Source organism: Bradyrhizobium sp. 23AC (assembly GCF_054863025.1).
This window is the reverse complement of record NZ_JAVAYN010000026.1, coordinates 1-12,965: the sequence shown is the minus strand read 5'-3', so window position 1 is coordinate 12,965 and position 12,965 is coordinate 1. Positions and strand designations below refer to the sequence as shown.

Genomic DNA, 12,965 nt, shown 5'->3' with positions numbered 1-12,965 from the left:
GGGCGAGCTTTGTCATTCCTCACTGGCCGGTGTCAGAGGGTCTCATCATTTGCTCCTACTAGGTCTGATAGACTATCGGAGTCGATAGAGCGTCGTCATCGTGAAGCCGCCAGTAGATATCGAGAATCCGCTGAGTGAACGGACCTGGCCGTCCATCACCAATCGGCCTCCCTTCAAGGTAGGACACAGGGGTGATGCCGCCAGCCGTGGTGCTGGTGAAGATCTCATCCGCTTCGCTCAACTCCTCGACGCGCACGTCGCGCACCTCACAGCGCATTTGCAGATCGGCCGCAATCTCGATCACTGTACGGCGGGTAATGCCTTCGAATAGGCCATAGTCGGGCGTAACAACCGTACCGTTCTTGACGATAAAGACGTTGAAACCAGGCCCCTCGGTAACATTGCCGTTCGCATCCAAGAGCACGGAAACATTCCCCCCGCGATCGTAGGCCTCGAAGAGGCTCATCGTGAGGTCGTGCCAGTGAAAGTTCTTCAGACGCTGATCCAGCGATTCCATCGGGATGCGCATGGTCTTCGCGACCATCATGTGGAAGCCATCCTTTCGCTGCTGCTCATCGGCGACCCATACAAACGGCTGTGCGAACGCATAAAGTCGATTGCGGCAGAGTCGAGGGTCGCGCGTGCCCGGCTGCGGCAGGCCTCGCGTGCATGCAACCAACACAAACGCGTCTCGAAGCTGTGCGCGAGCCACGCACTCCATCATGATGTCGCCGATTTGCCCCGCCGAATACGGAATCGACAAGCGGAAGCCCGCCATAGAAGCCTGAAAGCGCTCGACGTGATCCTTGAGCCTGAAGAAGCGTCCCTTCCACACGTGCGCAACGTCATAGGTTGCATCGGATCGAAGAAAGCCGCGGTCTAGAACAGGTACGGCGGCTTCGGCCAGCGGCACCCAACTCCCGTCCATGAAGGCCACCCCTTTGATGGCCTTCTTCTCGTCGTCAGCATTCATCGAATTATTCTCCCACCCATCTGGTCAGCGCGTAGCACCGAAACTGAACCGACGAAGGCGCCCAGATTGCCGGCCAATCATCAAGAGCAAGAACGTCTTCAACCCTCTTTGCGACCTGGAGAACCAGATCGTCGCGAAACATTGGCCCGACTATCTGCAATCCGACGGGGAGGCCGTCGGATGCGACGCCGATCGGCACGCTCGCTGCCGGTTGCACACTCAGGTTGAAGGGGTGAGTGAGGAACGATCGCATGTGATCATCCTCGGAGAAGCCAGGAGGTACCGAAAGATCGGCGTCGAAGGCCGTGGTGCAACACACAGGGGAAAGGAGAATGGGACAGGCCTGCGAAAACTGCTTCGCTCTGCTCCCAAACTTCACGCGCTCCATGACAGCAGCAACGTACTCGGCTGCCTCGACTTTCCGTCCCTTGGCAATGAGACCTTGCAGACCAGGATCGAGCAAGGCCAGCTGCGCATCGGTGAAGTCTCTGACAGCAGCGGCCATTTGAGATTGAAACAGCACATCGAACGTCGGCGTCGGATCGCCAAGATCGAAGGCACAATCCTCGATCGCCAGACCTTCCCGCCGGAGATGATCCACCACGTGGTCGACAACCTTCAAGACTTCTGAGTCAACCTTCACAAAGCCCATGTCGCGCGTATAGCCGATCCGTACGTTGTCAGGTGCCGACTTGAGCGCGCCAAAATAATCGACATCCCCAGGCGGCAGTGCGTACCAATCGCGGGCGTCCGGTTGGGCCAAAACCTGAAGCATCAGCGCGGCATCGGTCACATTTCGGGCCATTGGTCCCACATGCGTCATGGTCTGGTGTACGCTACTGGGCCAATGCGGCACTCTGCCGCCGCTCGGTTTCAGTCCAAACAGGCCCGAATACGAGCATGGGATTCTAATGGAGCCGCCACCATCGGAGCCCGCCGCCAATGGCCCGAGCCCGCTTGCCACAGCCGCCGCGGCACCGCTGCTGCTGCCTCCTGGTGTCTTGCGGAGATTCCATGGATTGCGTGTCACTCCCGTCAACCGTGAGTTACCTGCACCCTTCCAGCCGTATTCAGGCATGGTGGTCTTGGCGAACAGAACAGCGCCGGCCTCACGGAGGCGCGCCGCTGCGGGAGCGTCGAACGAAGCCCTCGCCTTGCCGTCGGTTATCACCGTCCCATTCCGCGATACCCAACCGGCGACAGAGATATGGTCTTTCACTGAAACGGGTACGCCGTCCAACGGACCGATCGCGCGTTGCTCGGTCCATCTCTTTTCCGAAGCGCGCGCCTGCTCGTGCGCTTCTTCAAAGTTCAGCGACAGGAATGCATTGACCTGAGGGTTGACCTGCGCCGTATATCGCTCGATCGCGCCCAAGACTTCAACTGGCGAGAACGTGCGAGACCGGAAGCCTTGAGCAAGCTTTTCGGCCGAGAAAGTCAGCAACTCGGGGCGATGCATGTTCAATCCGCTCCTGATCGCGCATTTTTTTGCTGCCGACACCAAGCAGCGGGGATACTTCGATGCCCGCCCACAACCCGGCAGATGACAATGGTATGCGGCTGGGTCGTCTATTATTCTAGACAGGCCACACACTGCGGAATGGAGATCTGACGTGCCCAAGATCGGTGCAAAACTTCGAGAGCTGAGGCTGCGACGAAAGCTTGGTGTCAGAGAGATCGCCGTACGATCAGGTACTTCGCACTCGACGATTTCGCTGATTGAGCGCGACAAGATCAGCCCGTCGATCGACACATTGAACGCCATACTCGACGCCCTCGGCACAACACTGATCGTTTTTTTCTCCGACCTGAAGCCCCAACTGGCGTACAAGCCCTTTTACCGTGCTGCCGACTTCATCGAGATCGGAAATGGCGAAAACATCTCCTATCGGATGTTGGGACTGAGCCATCCGAACAGACAGCTCCTCGTTTGCCACGAAAGCTACGCACCTGGCGCAGGAGCTCAGCAGCCTATCATGCACGCGGCCCAAGAGGCCGGAGTGATCGTGCGGGGTGCGATCGAGCTGACCGTCGACGGCAAGACTGAAATTTTGCAAACCGGAGATGGTTTCTACTTCGACAGCAATCTGCCCCACCGATTCCGAAACGTCGGCAAGGAGAGCTGTGAGATCATCAGTGCCGTCACTCCACCGACATATTGAGCTTCGCCATCGGGATTTCGACTGCACAACCTCTTGTGAAGCGACCGGGTTGTCCCTCTGACCGAGGAACGCATTGTTTCGTTTACGACTTGAGAAGGCGCGTGCTTCCCCCCGTCTTCGCGCCCATTGACCTGGGCGATATGGATCACCGTGGAGATGGGCCTGGAGTACCAAAAGCTGGCGAGCAAGATTGCAGACTGGCGCCGGGATGGTTGATGTAGCAGTTTATATGGTGGCGGGGAGTGGCTCGAGCTCTGCGGGCAGCGCCAAATGACAATCCGGGATCAGACATCAGAAATGCTGGCGGAGAGAGTGTCAGTCAATCCCCGTTGAAAGATAAAGCATTTCCGAGTTACGTGGACCAAAACCTACGTTCTAAGCTACTGGAAAGCGGCATTTTGTCTCCGGCGAAATCTCTCTCTACCAATAGACCCTTTCATCGCCAAAAATGCCTTATTCGCAGTTTCGGGACGCAGCGTGGTGCGGCGTATGAATGAGCGCGGCGGTGACGTCACGGGTTCTGCAAAACGCGAACCTTGTGATGGTCGGGCGCGTTGTCCCTTGCTTGTCGGGCGACCAGATCGCAACATTTCGGACCCCACGATTCGGAGCGTCCATGGTCATTGCCAACTCCCGCTTACCTGATCGTCATATGCTTGCGATCAAGCCGCCGTCAATGCGAATGACGCTTCCCGTGATGTAGCTGGCTCGATCACTCGCCAAGAACGTAACGACGTCGGCATATTCTTCAGGCCGGCCGTAACGACCAAGAGGAATCGACGCCACGCTCTCTTCGGTGACTTTGTCGATACTCCGCCCCTCCTTCTTCGCTTTGGTTTCGTCCAGGAAGCGGATCCGACTGGTTGCAATGCGGCCAGGCAACACGATGTTCGCTGTAATGCCGTCGTTTCCAACTTCCCGAGCGAGAGTTTTCGACCATCCGACAAGCGACAGCCGCAGCGCGTTCGAAATGCCGAGGTTCGGAATCGGCGAGACGACGCCCGAGGAGGTGCTGGTGATCACCCGGCCCCATTTTCGCGCGCGCATGCCTGGTAGAACCCTGTCAGTCAAGGCAACAACCGAGAGCACCATGGAATGGAAGTTGGACGACCAAAGCCCCGGGTCTTGACCGGCAGCAGGCGTCGGCGGCGGGCCACCGGTGTTGTTGACGAGAATGTCCACCGGGCCGAATGTCTTCTCGATTGCACTGACGTTCCGTTCGATGGCCGAAAGATCGGCAAGATTCCAGGGCAGCGCCAGGCTTGCACCGTTCTCGCGCAAGATCGCGGCACTCCGCTGCTCGAGAGCCGCCGCATCAATATCGCCGAGCGCCACGCGAACACCCTCATGAGCCAAGGCGCTCGCGATCGCACCGCCGAGGCCACCGCCGGCGCCCAAGATGAGTGCAGTTTTTCCCGCAAGTCCCAAATCCATTTCGATAATCCTTCGGCTTGGTTGATGTTGGTTTGAAAAGTTGAGCCAATGTTCGCCGGACGATCTGACCCAGCAATCGCGGCAGACGCCGAACCCGCGACAGGAACGCATGCAAGCTTGGTGCGCAAATTCACAGCCAAAATTGCTCGATCAGTGAGACAGTATCTTCGACAGAAATTTCTGCGCGCGATCGCTCCGCGGCTGACCAAAGAAGTCAACCTTGTCCGCGTCTTCGACGATTTCACCGCGATCCATGAAGATCACTCGGTTGGCTACCTTTCGGGCAAATCCCATTTCATGGGTCACCACCATCATGGTCATACCATCACGCGCGAGGTCCACCATGACGTCGAGCACTTCGCTGATCATCTCAGGATCAAGCGCAGAGGTCGGCTCGTCGAACAGCATGGCGATTGGATCCATTGCCAGCGCGCGTGCGATAGCCACGCGCTGCTGCTGACCGCCGGAGAGTTGCGCCGGAAATTTCTGCGCGTGCTCCTTCAGGCCGACACGATCTAGCAGAGCCATACCCTTCATCACCGCCTTTTCATGCGGCCTGGCCAGCACCTTCACCTGAGCCAGGCAGAGATTGTCGATGATCTTGAGGTGAGGAAACAGTTCGAAATGCTGGAACACCATGCCGACGCGCGATCGGAGTTTCGGCAGGTTGGTCTTGGCATCATTCACCATCGTTCCATCGATTATGATGTCGCCGCCCTGGAACGGCTCCAGGGCGTTGACGCACTTGATCAGCGTGGATTTTCCCGAACCGGAGGGACCGCAGACCACGACCACCTCGCCCTTGGCGACGGTCGTCGTGCAATTCTTGAGCACCTGAAAGGCGGTGCCGTACCATTTATCGACGTTTCTGATCTCGATCATGATTGGCTCTATCGAATGATGGCAAGACGCCGATATCGACGGAGCTGAAGAACGAGTTCGCCAAGCCGTCTGATTCTCCAAGTCCGGACGACTACAAGTGATTCGGGTGGCGCTCGGGAGCGCGGACGAACTTGGATTTCACGGATTGAGACTTCCGCCGCGAAAGGCCACGAGTTCAAAGTTCTGACGGCGGTAAGGCGGCGTCGGCTGCGCGACGGAATACGCGTCGCGCCGACCGGGCTCTGGGGCACCTGCTCTTCGACGCGGCGCGAAAGCTCGACTTGGAGGTGATGGGTCTTTTCGAAAGGAAACGCATCCCTCGATCGTAGATCAGCACGAAAGCAGCAGTTGCAATATGTCCGTCGGCGTGGGGGGATCGTGAACTACAACTGGAATTTGATGATCTTCTTCCAGCCAAATCCGTTGGGGACCGGCACCTATCTGGATATGTTGCTGTCGGGATTGGTGGTCACTCTCGAAACGGCACTCTTAGCCTGGTTCATCGCGCTGGTCACAGGGGCTGTCGTCGGCGTGATGCGCACGCTGCCATCGCAGCGCGCTAACTGGGTAGGCTTCGCTTACGTCGAGTTCTTCCGCAACATCCCGATTTTGGTGCAGCTATTCCTGTGGTTCTTCGTCCTGCCGGAACTTATGCCGAAGTCCGCCGGATTGTGGCTCAAGCACCTGCCGAATGCGCCGTTCTGGACCGCCGCGATCGGCATCGGCTTCTTTATGTCGGCGCGCGTTGCGGTGCAGCTTCAGGCCGGCATCAGCTCGCTGCCCCGCGGCCAAAGGCAGGCGGCGACAGCGCTTGGGCTGACTACAGTGCAGGGCTATCGCTATGTCCTGTTGCCCATCGCATTTCGCATCATCCTGCCGCCGCTGACCTCCGAGTTCCTAAGTACGATAAAGAACACCTCCGTCGCGATCACCATTGGTCTGCTCGAACTGACCGGGCAAGCGCGCTCGATGCAGGAGTTTTCATTCCAGGTCTTCGAAGCGTTCACAGCGGCGACCATTCTATACCTTCTGGTAAACGTGGTCGTAGTGATCGGGATGCGCGTGCTCGAGGGCTACCGCCTAGTTGAATCCCTCAGTACAAATCGTGTCCGCGACTTGCCGCCCTGCCGGGGGTTCGGCCGGGGATTATCGGTAAAAACCGGAATTTCAGCAATTATTTCAGGCATCATGGCGGAGAGAGTGGGATTCGAACCCACGGTACGGTTTCCCGCACACACGCTTTCCAAGCGTGCGCCTTAAGCCACTCGGCCATCTCTCCGGAGCGCCTCTCTTGAAGGGGCGCCGACGATTTTGCAAGAGATCGCGGGTAAATCGGGTGAATTTTCCGTAAGATGTTGTATTTACGGGATAATATCTGGCGTGTCAGATGCCCTGACCGGCCTGCCAGCTGAACCGGTGACGGGTTTGGCGCGACGATTCACGTGAGAACAGCAAACACGCTCGGGGACGCCATGACCATCCGCAGCACCATCGCCGCCGTCAGCCTGATTTCGGCCCTTGGCTCCGCCTTCGCGGTGCCGGCGGCCGCCCAGGTCTGCACCCGGCAAGGGGTCGATGTGAGCTGCAACGACGGCCGGCGCGGGGTGCTGTCGGGCGATGCCATCATCTGGCCGGACGGCACGCGCTCGAGCGCCTCGCCGCATCCGAGCGTGATCATCGGCAACAAGAGCTCGGTGCATGTCGGGCCCGGCGTGTTCGTCGGTCAGGGCAAGGGCATGGTGCCGATGGACGATCCCAACGCGCCGAACAAGCGACAATGCGCGATCCTGGATGGCGTGTCGTATTGCTATTGATGTCCTCTTCCCTTCTCCCCTTGGGAGAAGGTGGCGCGAAGCGCCGGATGAGGGGTGTGCATCAACGAAGTATGCTGCGGAAGATTTACGCGAGGAGAGAAACCCCTCACCCGTCTTGCCGCATATGCGGCGAGCCACCCTCTCCCGCAAGGGGAGAGGGGAAGAGCGTCGAGCAAGCTCTCGATAGCTAAATCAGCCTTACGCCTGAGATCGCCGACCTCAGCCAGCGCAGTGCCTGCGGCGGCTGCGTGGCGAGCGGCGCCACCGCGGCCTTCTCCGTCCGGCACTTCTCGAGCTCGGCGACGAAATCGGCCGACCATTGCTGGATGGTGTGGCCGCGCAGCTTCTTCATCATCGCGTCCCAGCGCATCTTGCGCTCGGTGAGCGGCATCGCGGCGGCGATCGCGATAGCGCGGGCCATGCCGTCGATGTCGTGCGGATTGACGACCAGCGCGGCGTCGAGCTCGTTGGCCGCGCCTGCGAATTTCGACAGCACCAGCACGCCGGGATCGGCCGGGTTTTGCGCGGCGACATATTCCTTGGCGACGAGGTTCATGCCGTCATGCAGCGGCGTCACCACGCCGATCTGCGCGGTCCGGTAGAGCCCTGCGAGCACCGCCTGGCTGAAGCCCTTGTTCAAATAGCGGATCGGCGTCCAGTCGACCTCGCCGTGGCGGCCGTTGACGTCGGTGACGAGGCGCGCGACGTCGTTCTGCAGATTGCCATAGGCTTCGATGCCGCCGCGCGAGGGGTTGGCGATCTGCAGCAGCGAGATGCTGCGCGAGAATTGCGGCTGTTCGGTCCAGAGCCGGTCGAACGCGCTGATGCGGTTGACGAGGCCCTTCGAATAGTCGAGCCGGTCGACACCGATCGCGAGGCGCTCGCCATTGAGGCTGCGCCGCAGCCGCGACACGTCGGGATGCGAGGCCGATTTCGCCGCATATTGCGCGAACTTCTCCGCATCGATTCCGATCGGGAAGACCTCGCAGCGGGTGCGGCCATGCTGCGAGATCGCAACGCCATCCTCGACGGCGAGGCCAAGCTCGCTCGCGACATAGCTGAGAAAATTCTGGCAATCCTCCTCGGTCTGGAAGCCGAGCAGATCGTAGGCCAGCATTGCCGTGATCAGCTCGCGATGATTGGGCACGCCCTGCATCACCGCGGCGACCGGCCACGGCGTATGCAGGAAGAAGCCGATCGGATCGTCGACGCCGAGATCACGCAGTTCGGCGCCGAGCGCGAGGAAATGATAATCCTGCACCCAGAACGCGGTCTTGGCTTTTCGGAACCGCATCAAGGCGCGCGCCATGAAGGCGTTGACCTCGCGATAGCTGACGTAATCGTCGCGCGAGACGCGGATCAAATCGCTGCGCGAATGCAGCGCGGGCCACAGCGCCGAATTGGCAAAGCCTTCATAATAGCCGCCGTAATGCGCCGCCGGCAGGTCCAACGTCGCAATCGCGCCCGATCCGAGCGCTTCGATCTCCGCGAACGGTTCCTTCTGATGGCCGTCACGCACACGGCCCGAAGAACCCACCCAGATCGCGCCCGAATGTTCCACAACCGGCAACAAGGCCGCCGCGAGGCCGCCCGTCATGGGCTCGTTAGGCTTGCCGCGGGCGACGCGATTCGAAACGACGACTAAGTTCACAGGTCGTCCCCTCCTGTTTCATTCCACCCCGTTTAACTGCCGTTCATCAATATGGTTCCTGATCATCGTTTCAACCAATTGAAACCAAAATCGGGCACGCGCGTTGGAACTGGTTTCGCTTCGGGAACCCTAGATTTCGTTGCAAAGACAGCCTGTGCGGCCATGTTGCGCAGCACGCATCGCAGCGCGCGGCGACGCCGTTCCCAGAGCATCATGTCCGCGACATGGCGCTGCCTTTGTTTCACCTCGGGTCGAGCAGGCGGGCAAGGAACGCACGCACATCGCTCGGCGCGTCGAAATGGCCATTCACGCCCATGGCACGGCGGCCGACCGAGAAGGCAAGCCCGTTCATGTCGGGCATGATCGCGAACACGGTTTCATCGGTGACATCATCACCGATGAAGATCGGACGCCTTCCCTTGAACGGCTCCCGCTTCATCAGTTCGCGCACGCCGGTCGCCTTGGTGAATCCGGAATGCTTGATCTCGCAGACGAACTTGCCGGGAAGCACTTCGATCGGCGCATTGGGCAGGTCGGCGCGGATCACCGAGACCGATTCGTAGATCGCTTTCTCCGCGTGCGGCGCGAGGCGGTAATGCAGCGCGAGTGAATAACCCTTGTCCTCGAGCAGAATGCCGGGCGAAAGCTTGGCGATCGCGGCCAGGCGCCGCTTCAGCTCCTTGTCCAGCGGCGGCGCGTGCACGTCATCGGCCTCATTGTCGATCGACAGCCGCATCTCCGCGCCGTGGCCGGCGACGGCGCGGAACACATCGGGTGCGAAGATCAGGTCGATGTCGTTGAGCGAGCGGCCGCTGACCAGCGCCAGCGCGCCGGAGGTGCGCTCGGTCAGCCGGTTCAGCGTGTCCGACAGGCCCGGCGGCACCCACACTTCGCGTGGCGTCGGCATCAGGTCGAGCAGCGTGCCGTCGATGTCGAGCAGTATTGCGGTCTCGTTGAGATGCGGCACCAGCGCATGCGGCACCGGCACCGCATCGGGTGCTTCGTCGTCCGGCATGGTGCGCTTCTGGTCCAACGCCATTTCTGCAAGTTCCGATTTCATCAGTCTACTCCATAAAGGCGAGCGGCCGCGCGATTTGTTCGAGCGATTTGCGCTCCGCAGGGACGGCATAGCGCCACGCCACGATCGCGGCTGCGATCATCAGGAATGACCCCAGCAGATAGCCGGCGAACACGCTGGTGCGTGATCCCGTGTCGATCAATACGCCGAACAGCGCCGGCCCGATCACGCCGCCGATGCCGGTGCCGACCGCGTAGAACACCGCGATCGCCAGCGCGCGGACTTCGAGCGGAAAGGTCTCGCTGACGGTGAGATAGGCCGCGCTCGCGGCCGGCGAGGCGAAGAAGAAGATCACCATCCAGGCGATGGTCTGCCCCTGCGCGGTGAGCACGCCGATGGAGAACAGATAGCCCGAGATCGCCAGCAACAGGCCCGACACGCCATAGGTGAACATGATCATGATGCGGCGTCCGAGCGTATCGAACAGCCGGCCGAGCAGCAGGGGACCAAGGAAATTGCCGGCGGCGAAGGGGAGCAGGTACCAGCCGACATGATCGGCGCTGATGCCGTAGAAATCGGTCAGCACCAGCGCGAAGGTGAAGAAGATGGCATTGTAGAAGAACGCCTGCGCGCTCATCAGCACGAGGCCGACCAGCGCGCGCTGGCGATATGCCGAGAACAGCGTGTGCACGACCTCGCGGATCGGCGTGTGATCGCGCATCTTCAGCCGGATTTTCGTGAAGCGCCTGTCGCTCGTATCCTGGTCATGTCCGATCACCGAGCGTTCGATCTCGTCGACGATCGCGTGGGCCTGATCGGGGCGGCCATGGATCATCAGCCAGCGCGGACTTTCCGGAATCCACATCCGCATCAGGAGCACGACGAGACCGACGGTCGCGCCGATGAGATAAGCCAGGCGCCAGCCGATATCGGGGCTGATCACAGCAGGGTCCAGCAGCACGATGGACGCCACCGCGCCCATTGCGGCCCCGATCCAGAAGCTGCCGTTGATGACGAGATCGGTCCAGCCGCGATAGCGCGCCGGCACCAGCTCCTGGATGGTCGAGTTGATCGCGGTGTATTCGCCGCCGATGCCGGCGCCGGTGAGGAAACGAAACAGCGCGTAGCTTCCGACATCCCATGACAGCGCGGTCGCGGCCGTCGCCGAGAGATAGAGCGCCAGCGTGATGAAGAACAGCTTCTTGCGGCCGATGCGGTCGGTCAGCCAGCCGAAGCCGAGCGCACCGAGCACGGCGCCGGCGAGATAGGCGGAATTGGCAATACCGAGATCGAGATTGGAGAATTGCAGCGACGGGCTCTGCTTCAGCGCACCGGAGAGCGCGCCGGCCAGCGTCACCTCGAGCCCGTCGAGGATCCAGGTGATGCCGAGCGCCAGCACGACGCGGGTGTGAAAGCCACTCCAGGGCAGCGCGTCGAGCCGCGCGGGGATACTGGTCTCGACGATGCGATCGGCCGCGGCTGGCGCGACCACAGGAGCATAGTTCGGCGCTGGGCTTTGCTGCAATTCCATCGGGTTGTTGTGTCTGATCAATGGAAGCGCCCCCGGTTCACATGATGTGGACGGGGTCGATCCGATCATCGGGGTGCGGCATTCCGCCTGCCACCTGCGACAACGTCTGCGGCGAGGCCGGGTTCCCACGGGAACGGCCCTTCGTACCGTCCGTTTCCGATGGAGCTGCAAGGAGTTGACGCATGGCTCATGTCAGAAAGACGACACAATCCCGCAAAACAGCCGCACGCAGGACGACGAGCGCCAAGGGCGGCACCGTGCGGACGAGTGCGAAACGCGCTGCGCCGAAGCGCTGGTCGCAGCGCGTGACGAAGCAGAGCGACGCGCTCGACCTGAAGCGCGGCGTGTTCAAGCTGACCAGCCCAAAGAGAATCGCGACGTCGCTGAAGCGATCCGCCGAGCACAGCTCACGCCGCAAGACCGGCGCCTATCGCTCGGCGCTGTCGATGCTGACCTTCTACATCAACCGCGCCGGCAAGACCTTGCCGAAGACGCAGCGTACGCGATTGGAGAAGGCGAAGCTCGAACTGAAGCGGGCGTTCGGGAGGGAGTGATTCTCGCACCAATCACTCCGATGTCGTCCCGGACGAGCGAAGCGAAGATCCGGGACCCATAACCACAGGAAGATGTGTTGCGAAGACTCGGAGTTATCAGCTTGGCGTCCCAACTTCTCCCTGGGGTTATGGGTCCCTGCGTTCGCAGGGACGACAGAGGAGTATGACGCGGCAGTCAGCCTTACGCCGCCCGGATATTCCCCATGAACCGGTCGAGCTCGGCGCGGAGGCGGGTGCTTTCGGATGACAGCGTCTTGGCCGAGTGCAGCACCTCCTCCGAGGCCGAGCCGGTCTCGGCGGCGCCGCGGTTGACCTCACCGATGTCGGTGGCCGCGGTCTGGGTGCCCTGGGCGACGGTCTGGACGCTGCGGGCGATCTCCTGCGTCGCCGCGCCCTGCTGCTCGACCGCGCTCGCGATCGAGGTCGAGATCGACGAGATCTGGCCGATGGTCGCGCCGATCTCCTTGATCGCGGCGACCGATTCGGCGGTGGCCCCCTGCATGCCCGTGATGTGCGAGGAAATCTCGTCCGTCGCCTTCGCGGTCTGGCTCGCCAGCGACTTCACTTCGCTGGCAACCACGGCGAACCCTCGACCGGCTTCACCGGCGCGCGCCGCCTCGATGGTGGCATTGAGCGCGAGAAGATTGGTCTGCTCGGCAATCGCGGTGATCAGTTTCACGACTTCGCCGATCTGCTGGGCGGCATGCGACAGCTTGCCGATGCGGCCATCGGTCTCCCTGGCCTGCACGACGGCGGCTTCCGCAATCCGGCTGGAGTCGCGAACCTGGCGGCCGATCTCCTCGACCGAGGCGGAGAGCTCCTCCGTCGCGGTGGCGACCGACTGCATGTTGGAGGACGCCTGCTCGGACACGCCTGCGACCTGGCTCGACAGGCTCTGGGTGGTCTCGGCAGTGCGAGTCAGCGTGGAGGCCGCCGATTCCAGCTG

Annotated in this window: 11 protein-coding genes, 1 tRNA gene and 1 pseudogene; 4 read left to right on the top strand and 9 right to left on the bottom strand. The window is 61.1% G+C overall.

Annotated features, from left to right (window positions below):
* Nucleotides 1-58: 58 nt before the first annotated feature.
* The gene (locus RAD10_RS36845; protein ID WP_461621290.1) at nt 59-973 is read right to left on the bottom strand and encodes an aminotransferase class IV; all 915 of its coding nucleotides are present in this window, start codon (nt 971-973) and stop codon (nt 59-61) included.
* 4 nt (nt 974-977) lie between these two features.
* Nucleotides 978-2,432 (bottom strand): amidase, encoded by a 1,455-nt coding sequence (locus RAD10_RS36840; RefSeq protein ID WP_461621289.1) that lies wholly within the window; start codon nt 2,430-2,432, stop codon nt 978-980.
* Nucleotides 2,433-2,586: 154 nt separating this feature from the next.
* Between RAD10_RS36840 and RAD10_RS36835 the strand changes: the two genes are divergently transcribed.
* The gene (locus RAD10_RS36835; protein WP_461621288.1) at nt 2,587-3,135 is read left to right on the top strand and encodes a cupin domain-containing protein; all 549 of its coding nucleotides are present in this window, start codon (nt 2,587-2,589) and stop codon (nt 3,133-3,135) included.
* A 648-nt stretch (nt 3,136-3,783) separates the two neighbouring features.
* Here RAD10_RS36835 and RAD10_RS36830 read toward each other — a convergent pair.
* Both RAD10_RS36830 and RAD10_RS36825 read right to left on the bottom strand, forming a co-directional pair.
* Complete coding sequence (locus RAD10_RS36830) at nt 3,784-4,569, bottom strand: SDR family oxidoreductase (protein ID WP_461621287.1); 786 nt, start codon at nt 4,567-4,569, stop codon at nt 3,784-3,786.
* A 150-nt stretch (nt 4,570-4,719) separates the two neighbouring features.
* Nucleotides 4,720-5,451 (bottom strand): amino acid ABC transporter ATP-binding protein, encoded by a 732-nt coding sequence (locus RAD10_RS36825; protein WP_461621286.1) that lies wholly within the window; start codon nt 5,449-5,451, stop codon nt 4,720-4,722.
* 378 nt (nt 5,452-5,829) lie between these two features.
* Between RAD10_RS36825 and RAD10_RS36820 the strand changes: the two are divergent.
* Nucleotides 5,830-6,522, top strand: a pseudogene (locus RAD10_RS36820) (amino acid ABC transporter permease); the annotation flags it as partial.
* A 118-nt stretch (nt 6,523-6,640) separates the two neighbouring features.
* Here RAD10_RS36820 and RAD10_RS36815 read toward each other — a convergent pair.
* Nucleotides 6,641-6,730: transfer RNA gene (locus RAD10_RS36815), tRNA-Ser, on the bottom strand.
* Nucleotides 6,731-6,923: 193 nt separating this feature from the next.
* On the opposite strand from RAD10_RS36815, the gene RAD10_RS36810 reads away from it, so the two are divergent.
* On the top strand, nt 6,924-7,265 hold the full coding sequence (locus RAD10_RS36810) for a hypothetical protein (protein ID WP_461621285.1): 342 nt from the start codon (nt 6,924-6,926) through the stop codon (nt 7,263-7,265).
* Nucleotides 7,266-7,452: 187 nt separating this feature from the next.
* Here the strand turns inward: RAD10_RS36810 and RAD10_RS36805 are convergent, their stop codons facing one another.
* The 3 genes from RAD10_RS36805 to RAD10_RS36795 all read right to left on the bottom strand — a co-directional run bounded on the left by RAD10_RS36805 (nt 7,453) and on the right by RAD10_RS36795 (nt 11,465).
* The gene (locus RAD10_RS36805) at nt 7,453-8,916 is read right to left on the bottom strand and encodes a trehalose-6-phosphate synthase (RefSeq protein ID WP_461621284.1); all 1,464 of its coding nucleotides are present in this window, start codon (nt 8,914-8,916) and stop codon (nt 7,453-7,455) included.
* A 241-nt stretch (nt 8,917-9,157) separates the two neighbouring features.
* Nucleotides 9,158-9,976 (bottom strand): trehalose-phosphatase, encoded by an 819-nt coding sequence (gene otsB, locus RAD10_RS36800; protein WP_091966438.1) that lies wholly within the window; start codon nt 9,974-9,976, stop codon nt 9,158-9,160.
* A 4-nt stretch (nt 9,977-9,980) separates the two neighbouring features.
* On the bottom strand, nt 9,981-11,465 hold the full coding sequence (locus RAD10_RS36795; RefSeq protein ID WP_461621344.1) for an MFS transporter: 1,485 nt from the start codon (nt 11,463-11,465) through the stop codon (nt 9,981-9,983).
* Between the two features lie 182 nt (nt 11,466-11,647).
* Here RAD10_RS36795 and RAD10_RS36790 point away from each other — a divergent pair, with 182 nt between their 5' ends.
* Nucleotides 11,648-12,019: a DUF3175 domain-containing protein gene (locus tag RAD10_RS36790; RefSeq protein ID WP_461621283.1), complete on the top strand. Its 372-nt coding sequence runs from the start codon at nt 11,648-11,650 to the stop codon at nt 12,017-12,019.
* Between the two features lie 181 nt (nt 12,020-12,200).
* Here RAD10_RS36790 and RAD10_RS36785 read toward each other — a convergent pair.
* Nucleotides 12,201-12,965 (bottom strand): methyl-accepting chemotaxis protein (locus RAD10_RS36785; protein WP_461621282.1); only part of this gene is annotated, 765 nt, incomplete at its 5' end.